We start from the raw sequence: 19,179 nt of genomic DNA on the forward strand, positions 1-19,179 counted from the left end.
GGTCTATGATGTGTAAAAATTCATACGATACCTAAAGCCAAGTATTTTTTTGGTTTAAATTTTAAAAAAAAACATTAAGAACTGTCTCTTAGTTGTTTGAGTATTCTTCAATAGGGGGGCAGCTGCAGATCAAATTACGATCTCCAAAGGCCTCATCAACCCTTCTTACAGAGGGCCAGAATTTATTTTCTTGCACAAAATTTAACGGATAAAGTGCCTTTTGTCTACTATATTCAAATGACCATTTATCAGCTGTCGCCATTTGAAGCGTATGAGGAGCATTTTTTAAAACACTAGTTTCGGTGTGTGTTTCTTTTTCTTCAATTTCTTTTGCAATAGAATTCATAGCGTCACAAAAACGATTTATTTCAGCTAAATTTTCACTCTCGGTTGGTTCAATCATCATGGTGCCAGAAACAGGGAAAGAGACTGTTGGTGCATGAAAACCGTAGTCCATTAATCTCTTGGCTACATCAACAACCTCGATACCTTTTTGTTTAAAAGGTCTTAAATCGATAATCATTTCGTGTGCTGTTCTTCCATTTTCACCAACATATAAAATTGGGTAAGAACTTTCAAGCTTTGCCTTTATGTAATTTGCATTTAGAATTGCAATTTCGGTTACTTTTTTTAAACCTGCACCTCCAAGCATTTTTATGTATCCGTATGATATCAAACAGGCCAAAGCAGAACCCCATGGCGCCCCTGATATTGAGCTAATTGGATTTTTTCCTCCTGTTTTTATAATTGGATTACTTGGTAAAAACGGCGCTAAGTGTTTTGCTACGCAAATTGGGCCCACTCCCGGCCCCCCACCTCCGTGTGGAATCGCAAAGGTTTTGTGTAAATTTAGATGACAAACATCGGCTCCGATTATAGCAGGACTAGTAACTCCAACCTGAGCATTCATGTTAGCTCCATCCATATATACTTGACCACCGTTATCATGAATTAGTTGGGTCATTTTCCGAATATTTGATTCAAATACTCCGTGAGTAGAGGGATAAGTAACCATTAACCCTGCAAGGTTGTCTCTGTGTTCAAGTACCTTTGCTGAAAAATCTTCCCAATCTATATTTCCAATTTCATCTGTTGCTGTTACAACAACTTTCATTCCTGCCATAACGGCTGATGCAGGATTTGTTCCATGTGCTGATGCAGGAATAATACATATGTTTCTGTGGTGCTCATTTCGTGATTCATGATATGCTCTTATTACCATAAGACCAGCATATTCTCCTTGAGCTCCAGAATTAGGCTGTAGAGAAGTGGCATAAAATCCAGTCACTTCGTTTAATTGGATTTCAAGTTCTTCAAGTATTTGATGGTACCCAGCTGCTTGGTTAGTAGGGACAAATGGGTGCAAACCATTCCACTGAGGCCAACTTAATGGGAGCATCTCACTTGCAGCATTTAATTTCATTGTACAAGACCCTAAGGATATCATAGAATGATTTAATGCTAGATCTTTTCTTTCCAAGCGTTTTATATACCGCATTAAACTTGTTTCAGAATGAAATGAATTAAAAATAGGATGCGTTAAAAATGAGGAATTTCTGATTTGATTTACAGGAATATTTGTTTCTATTTCTATAGAATTCAACTCTGCCTTTTGGGAGGTATATTCTTCAAATAAATAAATCAGATTGTTGAAGCTTTTTTCAGTTACAGTTTCGTTAAATGAAATTGAAACATGATTTTCATCAACTGCTAAAAGATTTATTTCACGCGATTCTGCAAGTTTAGTTAGTCTCTCTGAGTCTACTTTTATAAGTAAGGTATCGAAAAAATTCTGATTGATTTGCTCTATGGATAACTCTTTGAGAATGGAATCAAATCTAAGCGCATTTAGATGAATTTTAGCAGCTATATTTTTAAGTCCTTTTGGACCGTGATAAACGGCATACATGCCAGCCATCACAGCAAGTAGAACTTGAGCAGTACATATATTTGAAGTGGCTTTATCTCTTTTGATATGTTGCTCTCTTGTTTGAAGGGCCATTCTTAAAGCAGGAGCTCCGTCTAAATCTCTTGTTTGACCAATTATTCTTCCGGGGATATTTCTTTTGTAAGCTTCACGAGTAGCAAAGTAGGCTGCATGTGGCCCACCATATCCAAGAGGTATTCCAAAACGTTGGGTTGTTCCTACAACTACATCAACTCCGTATTTTCCAGGAGCTTCAAGCAAAGTTAGACTCAATAAATCTGCAGCAACAACTGTTTTAATTTCATGCGCTTGAACTTTTTCTACAAGTTTTGGAAGGTTAGGGATAGAGCCGTGTTTTCCTGGGTATTGAAAAAATGCTCCAAAAAAATCTGTTGTAAATTCAAATATTTCTGGATTTCCAACGACTAATTTTATTCCAATTGGCTCTGAGCGTGTTTTGAAAAGCGCAAGGGTTTGAGGTAAAACATCTTCTGAGACAAAAAAGTTACAACTGTTATTTTTCTTTTGGGCTCTAGTTCTTGCTGCAAATAATAAAGTCATCCCTTCTGCTGCTGCCGTACTTTCATCAAGCAAAGAAGCATTAGCAAGTTCCATCCCAGTTAAATCGGTTACTACGGTTTGAAAATTAAAAAGTGCCTCTAATCTCCCTTGTGCAATTTCTGCTTGATAGGGTGTGTATGCTGTATACCAACCTGGGTTTTCTAAAATATTTCTTTGAATAACTGCTGGTGTTATTGTTGGATGATATCCTAAACCAATGTAAGTGTCAAATAACTTATTTTTTTGAGAGACTAGTTGTAATTCTGTTAAGAATTCATGTTCGCTAATTCCTTCAGGAAGATTGAGATCTTGTTTTAAAGCAATATCTGAAGGAATTGTTTCGCTTAATAAAGAGGCCACAGAATCTGCGCCAATTGTCTTAAGCATTTGTTTTATTTCTTCTTCATTTGGACCTAAGTGTCTTGATTCAAAAGTACCGTTCATAGCTATAGTCATTTAAGCAAACTTAATCAAAAACAACCTTATTTTTCAATACTTTTATGCGTGAATTTCATAAGTTTTCAACCAAAATATTAGGGATGATTTTAAGAGTGATTTTCTTTAAATATCAAATAATAATAGGGCTTAGGTAAACATATATTAAGTTATTTAATTAATACATATAAACAGTTTTGATACTTTTGTTCTGTGAAACAACTTAAACGTTTTTTTGATTTCTATCTTAAGTCAAGTTTGCATGTAGCATTTATGGTTCTTTGCATGTTCGAGATAACAATTTTTGAATATGATTTTAAAACTGTTCTTGAAGAAAGAGCTTTTATTTTTTTCAGTTCCTTAGCAGCTTATAACTTGGTTAAATATCTTTCATTTTTCAATAAAAATATACATCAGTTATCTAGAAATATAAAAATAATAGGAGCCATGACTGGTATTTCTCTTTCGGTTTCAGCCTATCTTTTTGTGTATTTTAGTTTTGAACAGCAATTTGTGATTTTTCTTGCTACCTTATTTTTAGTTCTTTATACTATTCCATTGAACCCCTCCTGGGTAAACCTTAGAAATATTGGATCTATTAAAATTCATATTGTTGCAGTCTGTTGGACTTTATTGACTTTTGTTGTTCCATTAGTTAGTCAAATAGATTTAAATAATTCTACTTTTTGGTTTTCAGTTCTGCAGCGATATCTATGGATAATTTTAGCAATTCTCCCTTTTGAAATAGCAGATTTTAGAACTGATTCGGAAGATTTAGATACTTTACCAAGAGTTATAGGAGTTTCAAGGACAAAAATCTTGGGATATTTAATTTTTGTTTTAACACTTTTTTTAGTTTATGTAAACAGACCGAATTTTTTATTTGTTTATACGATTATGTTAAGTTTATATGTTTATTTTTTGGCTACAAGTTCAGTCAATCAGTCAAGTTACAGGACTATTTTTTGGGTAGAGGCAGTTCCTTTCGTTGGTTGGATTATATTATTTTTAAAACTTCAAGACTATGTTTAAAGCTCTTTTTTTAAGTTTAATTTTTCAAATCACTTCATTTGTTTTTTCAGTTGCAGAATTTAAACGTGAGTTATCAAAAGAATCCATCTTAGTAGACGTTAGAACGAAGGAAGAATTTGAACAGGGACATATTACAAATGCTATAAATATCCCGGTAGATTCTGTAGGTTTTGAGACTGCAATAACTAAATTTCCAAAGAATAAGACTATTTTATTGTATTGTCATTCTGGAAGAAGAAGCTCAAAGGCTGCTAAAGAAATGCAGATTCTTGGTTTTGTAAAAACGATAGAGTTAGAAGGAGGTTATGTTTCCTGGAAAAAAGCAGAAATTAATTTTCAATAAGTCCAGCTCTTCTAAGAAGAGCTTTAGGGTCTGGTTCTGCTCCTCTAAATCTTTTGTAAAGTTTCATAGGGTGTTCTGTTCCCCCTTTAGATAAGATGTTGTCTTTGAAAGATTGCGCAGTTTCTTCGTTAAAAATCCCTTTTTGTAAGAATAATTCAAATGCATCTGCATCCAAAACTTCCGCCCATTTATAACTGTAATATCCAGCTGCGTAACCCCCTTGAAAAATATGAGAAAAAGCAGTGCTCATACAGTTTTCTTTTATACTAGGAGTGAATTGAAGTTTAGACACTTGTTTTTCTTCATGTTCATAAACAGATTTAATTTCAGATACATTTTCATCATGATAGGATAAGTCTAAATATCCAAAACTAAGCTGACGAAGTGTTTGAAGTCCTTGTTGAAATTGTGCTGCATTTTTTATTTTCTGCACATATTCCATAGGAATAGATGCACCCGTTATATAATGTTTAGCAAATAGAGACAATGCCTCTTCTTGATAACACCAGTTTTCTAAAATCTGACTTGGTAATTCTACAAAATCCCATGAAACGCTAGTTCCGCTAAGGCCACTGTATTTTGTGTTTGCAAGCATTCCGTGAAGTGCATGTCCAAATTCATGAAATAAAGTTGTCACTTCGTTAAAAGTGAGTAGTGCAGGAGTATTTTCTGTAGGACCAGAGAAATTACATACAATCGATATGTGGGGTCGTTGAGATTCGTTTTGAGTTCGGTATGAAGTCATCCATGCACCTCCTTTTTTGGTTGGTCTAGGATGAAAATCTGTGTACAACAGTGCATAAAACAAACCATTCTCATTGAATACTTCATAGCAAGTTACATCTTTATGATACCCCTCAATATTTGAAGCCTTTTTAAAACTTAATCCATAAAGTTTATTCACAATTTCAAATAATCCATTCAACACATTTTCTAGAGGAAAGTAAGGCTTGAGTATTTGTTCATCAAAATCAAATAGCTCTTGTTTGAGTTTTTCAGATACATAAGCCGTATCCCATTTGTTCAATTCCTCTAGCCCTAATTTGTTTTTAGCAAAGTCCTCAATTTGTTCCCATTCTTTTTTGGCAAATGGAAGAGCGTTTTGAGACAAATCATCTAAAAAATTGTTTACTAATAAAACAGATTCTGCCATTCGTTCTTCTAAAACAAAGTCAGCATGTGAATTATAGCCTAATAAATTGGCACGTTCTTTTTTTAATTTTATCAGCTTTAAAATAAGCTCCTCATTGTTATTTTCATTTTCTTGGAACCCTCTTTTTCCGAAAGCAAGACTCATTTTTTTTCTTAATTCACGATCATCAGCGTAAGTTACAAAAGGAACATAGCTGGGGTAGTCGAGAGTGAAAACCCATCCTTTTTTATCTCTACTAACCGCAAGTTCTTGAGCTTGATTTAGGCTAGTTTCCGGGATTCCTGATAGTTGACTTTTATCTGTAATATGAAGTTCGTACGCCTGAGTATCAGCTAACACGTGATTTCCAAATAAAAGACTAAGTTGAGCTGATTCCGTATCAATTTCTCGCAGTTTGTCTTTGTCTTCTGAGGAAAGAAGAGCTCCATTTCTTACGAAGCTTTTGTATTCTTTTTCAATTAAAGTTAGTTGTTCAGGGGTTAAACTAAGTTCTTCTTTTTGTTCATATATTGCTTTGATTCTTATGAATAAAGCTTTATTTAAACGTATGTCGTTTTGAAATTTTGTTAACAAAGGAGCAGCGAGTTGGGTAACTTCTTGAAGTTCTTGACTTGTTTCTGCGCTATTTAAATTAAAAAGAATTCCAGATATAATTTCAAGTTGTTTTCCACTTTTATCAAGTGCGTCGAGCGTGTTTTGAAAAGTAGGAGTTTCTGGGTTTGAACAGATAACTTCTATTTCTTTTAAAGTTTTATTTATTTCTAGCTCAATCGCGGGAATATAGTCTTCAGTTTTTATCGAATTGAAAGGGGCACTTTGGTGCTGAGTGTCGAAGGTGCTATTAAGAATGTTTTTCAAAAGTAGGTAGTAGTTTTAATTTATATTTTTAGCAGAGTTGATTACTTTTGCTTTTAATGACTCTTTATACTCAATTATAGTATTCTGGACTTCCTTGTCTGCAGATCCTATGATTTGAGCTGCTAAAATACCTGCATTTTTAGCACCGTTTAACGCAACAGTTGCAACTGGTACTCCTCCAGGCATTTGAAGAATAGATAGGACAGAATCCCAACCGTCGATTGAGTTACTTGATTTTACTGGAACCCCAATTACAGGAAGTGGGCTTGTGGCTGCTATCATTCCTGGTAAGTGTGCAGCACCACCAGCTCCAGCAATAATGACTTGGATTCCTCTGTTATGTGCTTCTTGACCATAAGTGATCATTTTTTCTGGAGTCCTGTGTGCAGATACAATATCTACTTCTATTGCTATATTAAATTCTTTTAGAATGTCTATTGCTTCTTGCATTACTGGAAGATCTGATTGACTTCCCATTATAATTCCAATTTTTGCCATTTTATTTCGAGATTACATGAATTGTTTTTTTAACTACTTCAGCTATTTTACGTGCTTCATTAAGATTTTCATTAACGATGGTTACGTGGCCCATTTTTCTAAAAGGGCGGGTGTCTTTTTTTCCATAAATATGAGGGATTACACCCGGCATATTTAAGATAGTATTCATATTTTCATAATGCACTGCTCCGCTATGATTTTCTGCTCCTACTAAATTAACCATCACGCCAGAAACCTTATTTTCGGGGTTTCCTAAGGGTAAATCTAGAATGGCTCTAATGTGTTGTTCAAATTGATCTGTGTAAGCGGTTTCAATGGTTACATGTCCACTATTATGAGGCCTCGGAGCTACTTCATTAACTAAAATATCACCTGTTTTAGTTAAAAATAGTTCTACAGCTAAAAGTCCAACATGTTCAAAAGAGCGGGATACTTGTAATGCAACTTTTTGTGCCTTATCTGTAATGGTTTTATCTAATCTGGAAGGGCATAAAACATATTCTACTTGATTTGCTTCTGGATGGAATTCCATTTCTACGGTTGGGTAGGCAACAACTTCACCGGAAGGATTTCTACATACAATAACCCCTAGTTCATGAGTAAATGGAACTAATAATTCTGCTAAACAAGCAACATTCGGTAATGATTCGAGTTGTTTTGTGTTTTTTATGATACTTACTCCGTTTCCATCGTAACCCATTAAAGCAGATTTCCAAACAAAGGGGAGGTTTAATTCTTTGTTTTTGATTGCTTCTTTAAGTTGATTGACATCATCAAAATTTTGATGCGGAGCAGTTGGAATATTATTGTTTTTATAAAAGTCTTTTTGTGTACTTTTATTTTGAATTACCTCTAGGGTTGCAGCTGAAGGATATACATGCACACCTTCTTTTTCTAGTTGCTTTAAAGCTTCAAGATTTACATGTTCTATTTCAAAGGTTAAAACATCAACTTTTTTTCCGAATTGATAAACAGTATCGTAATCTTTAAAATCACCAACTTCAAAATAATCACAGGCTATTTTACAAGGAGCTTCTTCGCTAGGATCTAGAACAGATGTCTTGATATCCCATTTGCGGGTTGTATAAAGTAGCATTTTTCCAAGTTGGCCTCCGCCTAAAATGCCTAAAGTTTTATGGGTTGAAAAAAAGGACATGTTTTTTTTTGACAAAAATACACATATATCTTTGATAAATTAATTTGAAACACAAAAAGCCCTTTAAATTGGGTATCTTTGCTTTTTCTATAAATTTATTTAACATGATTAACATAGTTCTTTTCGGTAAGCCGGGAGCAGGTAAGGGTACGCAAGCAGAATTTTTAAAAACACAATACGGTTTGATTCATATTTCAACGGGGGATGTTTTTCGGTATAATATTAAAAATGAAACGGAGTTAGGGAAACTAGCGCAATCTTATATGGATCAAGGTGATTTAGTTCCTGATTCTGTTACTATTAATATGCTGAAAGCTGAGGTTGAGAAAAACAGTGAGGCTAAAGGATTTATATTTGATGGATTTCCAAGGACTACGGCACAAGCTGAAGCTTTAGACGCTTTTTTGGATAAAAAGAACATGCAAGTAACTGCAACAATCGCATTAGAAGCTACCGACGATGAACTTGTAGAGCGTTTATTAAAACGTGGTGAAACAAGTGGTCGTTCGGATGATCAAGATGAGTCTAAAATTAGAAATCGTTTTGATGAGTATAACCATAAAACATCTCCTTTAAGAAGTTTTTACACGGATCAAGATAAATTTCACAGTGTTAACGGAATTGGTTCAATCGATGAAATTACAGAACGATTAACTGCCATTATTGATAGATTCTAAAACAGAAACATGACTGAAGGTAATTTTGTAGACTACGTTAAGCTTTCTCTTACTTCTGGAAACGGGGGGAAAGGTTCAGTTCATCTTCACCGCGAAAAGTATATTACTAAAGGTGGGCCAGACGGAGGAGATGGTGGAAGAGGGGGTCATATTATCCTTCGAGCGAATCCAAATTTATGGACTCTTTATACCTTTAAGTTCAAGAAACACTTCAGTGCAGAACATGGTTTCCATGGGAGTAAGAATAGAAGTTCTGGTGCGCAGGGAGAAGATGTTTATATTGATGTTCCTCTAGGAACTGTTGTAAAAGATACACAAACAGAAGAGGTTCTTTTTGAGTTAACAGAGAAAGATCAAGAAGTTATTGTTGTAAAAGGTGGACTTGGTGGAAGAGGAAATTGGCATTTTAAATCTTCAACACGACAGACTCCTCGATATGCTCAACCGGGTATCAAAGGAGAAGAACGTTTGGTTACACTCGAATTGAAGCTACTTGCTGATGTTGGTTTGGTAGGTTTTCCTAACGCTGGAAAATCTACACTTTTAGCATCCCTTACTTCTGCTAAGCCTAAAATTGCAGATTATGAATTTACGACCCTAAAGCCAAATTTAGGAATTGTGCATTACCGAGATTTTCGATCTTTTGTTATGGCAGATATTCCCGGAATAATAGAAGGAGCTGCTCAAGGAAAAGGATTAGGGCATTATTTTCTTAGGCATATTGAACGTAATTCAGTTTTACTTTACGTAATTCCAGCCGATGCAAAAGATGTAAAAAAAGAATTTCAAATTTTGCGAAATGAACTTCAAGAGTTTAATCCAGAACTATTAGATAAACAGTATATGATTGTTTTAACTAAGTGTGATTTATTGGACGATGAATTACGAGAAGCATATGCCGATGAATTAACAGATAGTTTTCCGAATACTCCCCATGTTATGATTTCTGCAATTAGTGAATACAATTTACAGTCATTGAAGGATGAATTATGGAAGGTTTTAGCAATCGAAAATTCAATTGCTTAAATTAATATGAGAAGTTTTTCTTTCTTTTGGATTCTATTTTTTTTCAGTTGGATTTCCTTAGCACAAGAAAAAACTCCCTTTGCAACCTATGATTTTTCTGCTGATCAAGAATACCTTAAACAACTTAATTTTTTAAAAGAAAAACCAAGCACCAAAAAACATCTGAATGATATTGTACTTTGGGCAACTGCTCATAAGGATTATGAAACAGTGATTTCTTATTTCTCTAAATTAATCGATCTTGATCAAGGAAATCCACTTCTTTATTTTCAATTAGCAGGAGCATATGGCATTAGAATAGATGAGATAAGTAAATTCAATGCTCTTCCTTATGTTAGTGCAATGAAATCTAATTTTCTAAAAGCTCACGAGTTAGACCCTAGACATACTCCAACGCTAATGGCTCTGGTTCAAGTGTATGCTAAATTACCTGGATTCTTAGGAGGAAGCTTTGAAAAAGCAAAATATTACTCCGATTTGCTCTATGAGATAAGTACTGCGGAAGGGTTAATAGCTCAAGGTTTTATTCTAGAATCCCAAGGTGAAACACTAAAGGCAAAGGAAAAATTTACTAAAGCATTTGTTGAATTAAGTTTTTTAGAAGCCTGCAATTCGAAAATAAACGAACTCTATTTTAGAGATAAAAGTCAAAATTTAAGTTATCAGATTGGGAGTATAGGACTTTATTTAAATATAGATATTCAGAAGTCCATATGTGCATTGAATTATTATTTAAATAATTTCAATGAATATGACAATTTACCCAAGGAGTGGGTTTCTTATAAACTTTCACTTCTTTATGAAAAAATCAAGGAAAAAGAAAAAGCAGTTTATTTTCGAAATCTTACTTTTGAAATTAACCCTAAATTTAAACCTCAATAGATTTTATTTAAAACTCTAGTTATGAAAAGATTTCATTTTATAGCCATTGGCGGAAGTGCAATGCACAATTTGGCCTTAGCACTAGGACAAAAAGGATACCAGATTACGGGAAGTGATGATGCTATTTTTGAACCTTCTAAGTCTCGACTAGATCAAGCAGGTATTTTACCAGAAAAATTTGGCTGGTTTCCTGAAAAAATAACCGATGACTTGGATGGGATTATTTTAGGAATGCATGCTAAAAAAGATAACCCAGAGCTGAAAAAAGCAATCGATTTAGGGGTTAAGATATATTCATATCCTGAATTTTTATACGAGCAAACAAAAAGCAAAACTCGTGTAGTTATTGCCGGAAGTCATGGGAAAACAACCATTACCTCAATGGTTTTACATGTTTTAAATTATTGGGAAAAATCAGTAGATTTTATGATTGGTGCCCAATTGGAAGGTTTTGACACCATGGTTTGTTTGTCAGAAGAAAATGACTTTGTTCTCATAGAAGGAGATGAGTATTTATCTTCTCCAATAGATCTTAGACCAAAATTTCTGTGGTATAAACCTCATGTAACTTTGATATCAGGAATAGCTTGGGATCATATTAATGTATTTCCGACCGAAGAGGATTATGTAAAACAGTTCGAAACTTATATTGACTCGATTGTTCCAGGAGGTGTTTTGGTTTATAACGAAGCAGATTCTGTTTTAGAAAAAATAACAAATGCATCACAAAATACAATAAGAAAGGAATCTTATAATCTTCCAGAACATTTTATAGAAGAGGGGGTAACCTATTTAACAACAGATGAAGGGGATTTACCTCTGGAAGTTTTCGGAGAACACAACCTTTCAAATATAGCTGGTGCTAAGTGGATTTGTCAGCTCATGGGAGTTGATGAAGCAGACTTCTTAGAAGCGATTGCTGGGTTTAAAGGGGCTTCAAAACGACTTGAGAAAATTGGGGATAATGGTTCTTCTTTTTTGTTTAAAGATTTTGCTCATGCACCAAGTAAAGTTAAAGCAACCTCTGAGGCTGTTGCTTTACAGTTTAATAAACAACATAAAGTTTTCTGTTTAGAACTTCATACCTATAGTAGTCTTAATCCAGAATTTATAGGTCAATATAAAAATGCTTTGAGTGCTGCTAATGAAGCTGTAGTTTTTTATGACCCAGAAGCTTTAAAAATTAAAAACCGCCCTCCTCTAAGTGTGAGTGAAATTAAAGCTGCTTTTGGTTCTGATGATCTGCTAGTTTATACTAAGCCCGATGCTTTACATGAGTTTTTGTATAATCATCCATGGGATAATAGTGTACTGATAATGATGAGTTCTGGCAATTATGGAGGAATTGATTGGCAGGTTTTAAAAGAAAAAGTACTTAGCTTTTAGTTTCATGTTTTTGGTATAAATACTCGATGTGATTTATAATTTTTGATTGACTTTCAATTAAAGTTTCTTTAGCTCTTCTTTGATCTTCTTTGTTTTTATCTTGAGATATCTTGTATTTCCCTTCCCAGGAAGTTATTTTAATATCGAATCCTATAATATAGTTTAAAGCGGCTTCCATTCTAGGATTATTTTCATCCAAAACATATTTTTGCTCGTTTCCTTCTAAGAAAGAAGTCATGGATATTAGGCTTTCTTTTACTTCTTTAGGGTTAGTTTTTAGTTCAATTTTACCTCTTAAATGAACTTTGAAGTAATTCCAAGTAGGGAGTTGGGTTGTGCTGTATTTTGAAGGAGAGATATAAACGTCAGGGCCATTAAAAATAAGTTCTAAGTCGTGTTCTTCATCTTCAAAATGACTTATCTGAGGGTTGAACTTGTCTAGGTGCCCAACTAAAGTCCCTAAAGTTCCTTTTTTATTATAAACTAAAGGAATGTGAGTACTTAGTATTTTGTTTTTACTAGAAGTGATTACAGTAGCGAGTGGGAACATTTTTATGAGTTCTAAAGCATTTGAGAACTCATTTTCCTGATGGTGTTTTGGAGGATAATTCATCTTTAAAAGTTATATTTATATATACATTTTATTCCCATAATCTAAATCCAAATAATTATATAAGCTCTAAACCTACTTTCTTATGAAAACAAACACACCCAAATTTACATTAAAAGACTGGTCTGTAGACGAAAGACCGCGAGAAAAATTAATCAATAATGGACCGCAACATTTGTCTAATTCAGAACTTTTAGCACTTTTGATAGAAAGTGGAAACAAAGGAGAAACTGCAGTACAACTCATGCAACGACTTTTGGTTTCCTTGAATAATGATTTAGTTTCTCTACACAAGGTAAGTCTTGAAGAACTCATGCTTTGGAAAGGAATTGGACCAGCAAAGGCAGTTAAGATTAAAGCTGCTCTTGAATTAGGGAAAAGAATTCAAGGCGCACCTTCTTCAAAACAAATTGGACTCACAAGCAGTCAAATGGCGTACGATGTCCTTTTTCCTACCATGACCTATTTAGAACAGGAAGAATTTTGGGTTCTTTATTTAAATATTCAACACCATATTTTAGAAAAAAAAAGATTGAGTGTCGGAGGTATATCTGAAACAACAGTTGATATTAGGATACTTTTTAAAAATGCACTTAAAGTAGGAGCAGTTTCAATTATAGTAGCCCATAACCACCCCTCTGGGGTTTTAAATCCAAGTCAAAGCGATATTGTATTGACTAAAAAAATGAAAAAAGCAGGAGAAAATATTGATATAAAACTTTTAGATCATTTAATTATTTCTGAAAAAGGGTACTTTAGCTTTGCAGACGAAAATATACTATAACTATGCTGTTGGTTTATACCCATAAGATTACGCCACGACTTCGGTACAGTTTCAATCATTTTTTTAAAAATGTGCTTGGAGTTGAGGTTGAATTTACTACAAAGTTGGGGGTTTTTATTGCCCAAAGTGGTCCTAAGTTTAGTTACACAAACACGCCCTTAGGGAACGAGTTTTTTGTTCATTCAAACTCTTTGTTATTCGAACAAGGCATTCAGGAAATAGATATTGAGATGTCAAAATGGGATGACTTACCAGCTTTCTTAGGGTGTAATAATTCTTCTATGATTCCCTTTGATGTTTTTGCTGCTTCTTTTTATCTAATTAGTAGGTATGAAGAATACCTTCTTCATGTAAAAGATGAAAATGGAAGATTCATGAGTCGAAATTCTTTAGCAGTTCAGCATGACTTCATAGACATGCCTTTAATTGACCTCTGGGCGAAGAAGGTTATGGCACTGCTTGTTGATAAATTTCCAGAATTATCAAGTGAAGGAAATATGATGGCTAAATCAATTCCATTAGTAGAAGTTGTTTCGCCTTACAAGTATATTCATAAATCCTTGCTAAGAAATTTAGTTCAATTTTTCATGTCGTTGAGTAAGTTTGAATTGTGGAACATTGTAGAACAGTTTTTTGTCCTATTAGGTATTTGGAAGGACCCATGGGACAATTTCAACGCATTCTTTAAGCTTTTTAAACAGACAGATCTAAAACCACGTTTTTTCTTCTTATACTCTAAAATAACTTATTACGATCAGGGAATTTCAGTTTTTAATGCAGCCTATAATTCTCTTATAAAATCTGTAGCAGATTATCATAAAGTATCACTTTTAGTCTCAACAGAAGCAAGACAAAAGGCAGAACAATTCAAAAAGGAACTTGAAAGTTTTGAGTCTGTAATTCATAGAAATACAAAATTTATACAATTTAACCTTGGGGTAACCTCTGTTTTTGAAACCTATCGAAATGTTCTAGTTTTGGAGGAAGCTGAAGATTTTAGTTTAGGTTATCATGATCAGTTTGGTTACAGAGCAAGTACAGCTGTCCCTTTTAATTTTTACGATTTAAGTAACGAAATTGAGACCTCTCTAATTCTGTATTCTCTGGTTGCATCCGAAGAAGTGTTACGAACTAGGTCTGCTTTTGATGCTTTTGCAAAACTTAAACAATTGAAAGATCAAATACCTACTGCTTCGGGAGTTCATGTTTTTTCTGTTACAAATTCAATTTTATGCGATCATAATAAAAACAGTGCATGGAGAGAAGCTTACTCAAACTATATTTTAATTCATGATAAAAAAGAATAAAGTAGAACATATATTTTTTGATTTAGATCATACCCTATGGGATTTTGAAAGGAATTCAGCTGCTACATTTCAATACATATTTAAAGAATTGGACTTTAAGTTTTCTTTAAAAAAATTTCTTGAGTTTTATAATCCTATCAATCATTTCTATTGGAAACAGTATCGGGAGAATAAAATTTCTGAAGTTGAATTGCGTTTTTTGAGACTAGAAAAGACGTTTGGAAAAATGAACATTCCACATACTTCAGAATTAATTCAAAAAGTATCTGATTTATATATTCAAAAACTTTCAACTCACACTTTTTTATTTGACAATACAATTGAGGTTTTAAAATACTTAGATGAAACATATTTCCTACATATAATTACAAATGGATTTGAAAATGTTCAACAGCGAAAATTAGAAAATTCGGGTATCGATCATTTTTTTAAAGTAGTATTAACAGCCGAGAAAATTGGAGTAAAAAAGCCAAATCCAATTATTTTTAATGAAGCACTTAGATTAGCAGATGCACTCCCTGAGAATTCTTTGATGATTGGAGATAGTTTGGAATCAGATGTTCAAACTCCATTGGAATTAGGCATGCAAGCTATTCATTTTAATTCTCATCACGAAAAGGTCCACACGGAATGTTTAATTATCAATCGATTATACGATTTAACTAAAATCTTGTAAAAAGTTAAGATAAGGTATCATTCTACTTTGTCTAGTAGTTTGACTTAATGTATTTTTACATAAAATTCTACTATGCAAATTCAAGACGCACAACAAGCCGTAGACGAATGGATTAAGAGTCATGGAGTTCGTTACTTCAATGAGCTTACTAATATGGCACAACTTACAGAAGAAGTTGGGGAGGTGGCTAGAATAATTGCAAGACGTTATGGTGAGCAAAGTGAAAAAGAATCAGACAAAAACAAAGACCTTGGCGAAGAATTAGCTGATGTTGTTTTTGTTGTTCTTTGCCTAGCAAATCAAACTGGAATAAATCTTCAAGATGCTTTCGACAAAAAGCTAAATATAAAAACAGAAAGGGATCATGATCGACATCAAAATAACCCGAAATTAAAATAGAAGAATGCTTTTAGATATTAATCATCCCTCTAAGGAATGCTTTGGAACATTAAATATAACCGGTTCAAAAAGCGAAACGAATAGATTACTTTTATTACAAGCGTTATATCCAGGTTTAGAAATTAAAAATAGTTCAAATTCAGACGATTCATTTGCAATGACCCATGCGTTACAAACAGAGTCGAATCTCATCGATATTCATCACGCTGGAACTGCTATGCGTTTCTTGACTGCGTTTTTTGCAACTCAAGAGGGTCGAGAAATAGTTTTAACAGGTTCTTCAAGAATGCAAGAAAGACCCATAGGTGTCTTAGTAGAAGCATTAAGGGTAATAGGGGCTGATATTTCTTACGAAAAATCTGAAGGATATCCACCTCTCAGAATAAAAGGTAAATCTCTAAAGGGAGGTACAGTATCGCTACCGGCAAATATTAGTAGTCAATACATTTCAGCTTTGTTATTAATTGCTCCACATTTAGAAAATGGTTTAGACTTAACTCTAGAAGGTGAAATAACTTCTTTGCCCTATATTCAGATGACATTGTCTCTATTAAACCGAATCGGAGTTAGAACCGAATTTAAAGGAAAAAATATTGTAATTGATAAGCAGAGAGTTATATCGGATCAAACTCAAGTTGTAGAATCAGATTGGAGTTCTGCTTCCTACCATTTTAGTGCTGTAGCTCTAAGTAATGATGCTAAAGTAACCTTGAGTAGTTATAGAGAGGATAGTTTACAAGGAGATTCAGTTTTAATTGATATTTATAAGAAACTTGGAGTAACTACTCGTTTCGAATCAGATCATATTATTTTAGAAAAAGTAAAAGATTTTAACTTACCAGAGTCGATTGAACTGGATCTTGTAAAAGCACCAGATATTGCTCAAACTATTGCTGTTAGTTGCTATGGACTCGGTGTTGCTTGTGACCTTACGGGGCTTCATACTCTTAAGATTAAAGAAACAGATCGCTTAGTAGCTTTAGAAAACGAATTATCTAAATTGGGTGCTTCTATTCGTGTAACTGATGAAAGCCTTCACTTGTCAGCTTCTCAGAACTTTAAAAAAAATCAAACCATCAAAACCTATAGCGATCATAGAATGGCAATGGCTTTTGTTCCTTTAGCACTAAAAATTAACCACCAAATTGCAGATGCTGATGTGGTAACAAAGTCTTATCCTGACTTTTGGAAAGATATGCAAGCTATTGGTTTTGAGTCTCTTGAAAAATAAATTAAGGAAATAAGTCTATTTACTTGACAACCCCTAGGCTGAGGTAGTATATTTGCGCTTTTAATATCAATTTTTAATCATGATATTGAACTAATTAAAATAAAAGTTTTTATGAAATTATCTGATTTCGGTTTTACACTACCAGAAGAGTTACTAGCAGAGCACCCTGCAGAGAATCGTGACGAAGCAAGATTAATGGTTCTTAATAGAGCGGATAGAACTATTGAACATAAAATGTTTAAAGACGTCATTGACTACTTTGATGAAGGAGATGTTATGGTTTTAAATAACACTAAAGTTTTTCCAGCTCGCCTCTTTGGAAATAAAGAAAAAACAGGAGCACGCATTGAGGTTTTTTTACTAAGAGAATTAAACGAAGAACAAAGATTATGGGATGTCCTAGTTGATCCTGCTCGTAAAATTAGAATCGGAAATAAGCTTTATTTTGGCGAAGACGATAGTTTAGTTGCTGAGGTAATTGACAATACAACTTCAAGAGGAAGAACACTTCGTTTTCTTTTTGACGGTACTTACGCAGAATTCCGTGATAAATTAAAAGAATTAGGAGAGACTCCACTTCCAAAATATATCAAAAGAGAGCCTGAAGCTTCAGACAAAGAACGTTATCAAACCATCTATGCAAAAAATGAAGGAGCTGTTGCTGCCCCTACTGCAGGGATGCATTTCTCTAAGCATTTATTAAAACGTCTTGAAATAAAAGGAGTTGATTTAGCAGAGCTTACTCTTCATGTTGGTTTAGGTACATTTAATCCAGTTGAGGTTGAAGATCTCTCAAAACACAAAATGGACTCAGAGGAACTTATTATCGATCAAAAAGCAGCTGATATTGTAAATAATGCAAAGTCTAATAAAAAAAGAATTTGTGCGGTAGGGACTACTGTTATGAGAGGGCTTGAGAGTTCAGTTTCTTCTGTTGGAACTTTAAACCCATACGAAGGATGGACCCACAAGTTTATTTTTCCTCCTTATGATTTTTCAATTGCAGATTGTATGATAACCAATTTCCATACTCCAAAATCTACTCTTCTAATGATGGCTTCTGCATTTGCAGATCCAGATTTCATTAAAGAAGCATATAAAGTAGCAATTAAAGAAAAATATAACTTCTATTCATACGGAGACGCTATGTTGATCATTTAATTAATCTAAAAATAGGGTTTATGGAGTTGGCTAAAAAAGACATAAGAGCACTTTCTAAAGAAGCCCTCCAGGACTTTTTTAAAGCACAAGGTCATCAGGCTTACCGTGCTGACCAAGTGTATCAATGGTTATGGAGTAAAGGAGTACATGATTTTGACAAAATGACTAATTTGTCAAAAGACACAAGATTCCTTTTAGATACTCATTTTACAATTAATCACATTGCAGTCGATCAGCAGCAAAGAAGTAAAGATGGTACGTTTAAAAACGCCATAAAACTTCATGACAATCGAATTGTTGAGTCTGTCTTGATACCCGCAAAGGATAGAACAACTGCTTGTGTTTCCTCTCAAGTCGGATGTAGTTTAGACTGTAAGTTTTGTGCGACTGCACAACTCGATCGAATGCGAAATCTAAATGTTGATGAGATTTTTGATCAGGTTGTCGCAATAGATCAGCAAAGTCGAACCTATTTTGACATCCCGCTATCCAATATTGTTTTTATGGGAATGGGTGAACCTTTAATGAACTACAATAATGTTCTAGGAGCTATTGAAAAAATCACTTCCCCAGACGGTCTAGGAATGGCTTCAAAAAGAATAACACTTTCGACCTCTGGAATACCAAAATTAATTCGTAAAATGGCTGATGATAAGGTGAAATTTAATCTCGCAGTTTCTTTGCATTCCGCAGTTCAAGAAACAAGAGAAAAAATAATGCCCTTTTCAAAAAAATTCCCTGTAGACGAGCTTTTATCTTCTTTGGAATACTGGTATGAAGCCACTCAAAAAATGATTACTCTAGAGTTTATTGTTTGGAAGAGTATTAATGATAACTTAGACGAGGTAAGAGCATTAATTAATTTTTGTCGTAGAGTACCGACTAAAGTAAATCTAATAGAATATAATCCAATTGGAGATGATGCATTTGAACAAGCGTCAAATGAAGCTATGTCTATGTATCAAAAAAAATTAACAGCTGCTAGAATTACCAATACCATAAGACGTTCTAGAGGAAAAGATATCGATGCTGCATGTGGACAGCTTGCCAACAAGGCGCATAAAAAATAATTTATTA

At 33.9% G+C, this 19,179-nt stretch carries 17 protein-coding genes and 1 pseudogene; 13 read left to right on the plus strand and 5 right to left on the minus strand.

The window, feature by feature from the left end; genetic code table 11:
- Positions 1-88: 88 nt before the first annotated feature.
- The gene (gcvP, locus tag NG655_RS02980) at positions 89-2,944 is read right to left on the minus strand and encodes an aminomethyl-transferring glycine dehydrogenase (RefSeq protein ID WP_252157863.1); all 2,856 of its coding nucleotides are present in this window, start codon (positions 2,942-2,944) and stop codon (positions 89-91) included.
- A 192-nt stretch (positions 2,945-3,136) separates the two neighbouring features.
- Here gcvP and NG655_RS02985 point away from each other — a divergent pair, with 192 nt between their 5' ends.
- Positions 3,137-3,955, plus strand: coding sequence for a UbiA prenyltransferase family protein (locus NG655_RS02985; RefSeq protein WP_252157864.1), 819 nt, complete (start codon positions 3,137-3,139; stop codon positions 3,953-3,955).
- Entirely contained in the window at positions 3,948-4,298 is a 351-nt protein-coding gene (locus NG655_RS02990) for a rhodanese-like domain-containing protein (protein ID WP_252157865.1), read from the plus strand. The genes NG655_RS02985 and NG655_RS02990 overlap by 8 nt, the downstream gene beginning before the upstream one ends.
- Here the strand turns inward: NG655_RS02990 and NG655_RS02995 are convergent.
- Genes NG655_RS02995 through NG655_RS03005 form a run of 3 tightly spaced genes read right to left on the minus strand, consistent with a single transcriptional unit; the run spans position 4,285 to position 7,963 of the window.
- A complete protein-coding gene (locus tag NG655_RS02995) occupies positions 4,285-6,309 on the minus strand; it encodes a M3 family metallopeptidase (protein ID WP_252157866.1) in 2,025 nt (674 codons plus the stop codon). The genes NG655_RS02990 and NG655_RS02995 overlap by 14 nt on opposite strands.
- 15 nt (positions 6,310-6,324) lie before the next feature.
- A complete protein-coding gene (gene purE / locus NG655_RS03000; protein WP_252157867.1) occupies positions 6,325-6,807 on the minus strand; it encodes a 5-(carboxyamino)imidazole ribonucleotide mutase in 483 nt (160 codons plus the stop codon).
- Position 6,808: 1 nt separating this feature from the next.
- Positions 6,809-7,963, minus strand: coding sequence for a 5-(carboxyamino)imidazole ribonucleotide synthase (locus tag NG655_RS03005; RefSeq protein ID WP_252157868.1), 1,155 nt, complete (start codon positions 7,961-7,963; stop codon positions 6,809-6,811).
- A gap of 98 nt (positions 7,964-8,061) precedes the next feature.
- On the opposite strand from NG655_RS03005, the pseudogene NG655_RS03010 reads away from it, so the two are divergent.
- From NG655_RS03010 to NG655_RS03025, 4 genes and pseudogenes are all read left to right on the plus strand, one after another.
- Positions 8,062-8,640, plus strand: a pseudogene (locus NG655_RS03010) (adenylate kinase); the annotation flags it as partial.
- Between the two features lie 9 nt (positions 8,641-8,649).
- Positions 8,650-9,666 (plus strand): GTPase ObgE, encoded by a 1,017-nt coding sequence (gene obgE / locus NG655_RS03015; protein ID WP_252157869.1) that lies wholly within the window; start codon positions 8,650-8,652, stop codon positions 9,664-9,666.
- Between the two features lie 6 nt (positions 9,667-9,672).
- On the plus strand, positions 9,673-10,548 hold the full coding sequence (locus NG655_RS03020) for a tetratricopeptide repeat protein (protein ID WP_252157870.1): 876 nt from the start codon (positions 9,673-9,675) through the stop codon (positions 10,546-10,548).
- Between the two features lie 21 nt (positions 10,549-10,569).
- Positions 10,570-11,934 carry a UDP-N-acetylmuramate--L-alanine ligase gene (locus NG655_RS03025; RefSeq protein WP_252157871.1) on the plus strand — a complete coding sequence of 455 codons (1,365 nt, stop codon included), beginning with the start codon at positions 10,570-10,572 and terminating at the stop codon, positions 11,932-11,934.
- Here the strand turns inward: NG655_RS03025 and NG655_RS03030 are convergent.
- Positions 11,924-12,547 carry an FMN-binding negative transcriptional regulator gene (locus NG655_RS03030; protein ID WP_252157872.1) on the minus strand — a complete coding sequence of 208 codons (624 nt, stop codon included), beginning with the start codon at positions 12,545-12,547 and terminating at the stop codon, positions 11,924-11,926. The two genes, NG655_RS03025 and NG655_RS03030, sit on opposite strands and share 11 nt — an antisense overlap.
- Before the next feature lie 82 nt (positions 12,548-12,629).
- On the opposite strand from NG655_RS03030, the gene radC reads away from it, so the two are divergent.
- The 7 genes from radC (at position 12,630) to rlmN (ending at position 19,172) form a co-directional block, all read left to right on the plus strand.
- Complete coding sequence (gene radC, locus NG655_RS03035) at positions 12,630-13,328, plus strand: RadC family protein (protein WP_252157873.1); 699 nt, start codon at positions 12,630-12,632, stop codon at positions 13,326-13,328.
- Positions 13,329-13,330: 2 nt separating this feature from the next.
- Positions 13,331-14,635: a DUF7033 domain-containing protein gene (locus NG655_RS03040; protein ID WP_252157874.1), complete on the plus strand. Its 1,305-nt coding sequence runs from the start codon at positions 13,331-13,333 to the stop codon at positions 14,633-14,635.
- Positions 14,619-15,311 carry a YjjG family noncanonical pyrimidine nucleotidase gene (locus NG655_RS03045; protein ID WP_252157875.1) on the plus strand — a complete coding sequence of 231 codons (693 nt, stop codon included), beginning with the start codon at positions 14,619-14,621 and terminating at the stop codon, positions 15,309-15,311. The genes NG655_RS03040 and NG655_RS03045 overlap by 17 nt, the downstream gene beginning before the upstream one ends.
- 72 nt (positions 15,312-15,383) lie before the next feature.
- A complete protein-coding gene (locus tag NG655_RS03050; RefSeq protein ID WP_252157876.1) occupies positions 15,384-15,710 on the plus strand; it encodes a nucleotide pyrophosphohydrolase in 327 nt (108 codons plus the stop codon).
- A 4-nt stretch (positions 15,711-15,714) separates the two neighbouring features.
- Positions 15,715-16,941: a 3-phosphoshikimate 1-carboxyvinyltransferase gene (locus NG655_RS03055; protein ID WP_252157877.1), complete on the plus strand. Its 1,227-nt coding sequence runs from the start codon at positions 15,715-15,717 to the stop codon at positions 16,939-16,941.
- Between the two features lie 111 nt (positions 16,942-17,052).
- The gene (gene queA, locus NG655_RS03060; protein ID WP_252157878.1) at positions 17,053-18,102 is read left to right on the plus strand and encodes a tRNA preQ1(34) S-adenosylmethionine ribosyltransferase-isomerase QueA; all 1,050 of its coding nucleotides are present in this window, start codon (positions 17,053-17,055) and stop codon (positions 18,100-18,102) included.
- Positions 18,103-18,122: 20 nt separating this feature from the next.
- Positions 18,123-19,172 carry a dual-specificity RNA methyltransferase RlmN gene (gene rlmN / locus NG655_RS03065; protein ID WP_252157879.1) on the plus strand — a complete coding sequence of 350 codons (1,050 nt, stop codon included), beginning with the start codon at positions 18,123-18,125 and terminating at the stop codon, positions 19,170-19,172.
- The last annotated feature ends 7 nt before the right edge of the window (positions 19,173-19,179 follow it).

This window comes from Candidatus Arcticimaribacter forsetii (genome assembly GCF_910589745.1).
GTDB classification, from domain to species: domain Bacteria; phylum Bacteroidota; class Bacteroidia; order Flavobacteriales; family Flavobacteriaceae; genus Arcticimaribacter; species Arcticimaribacter forsetii.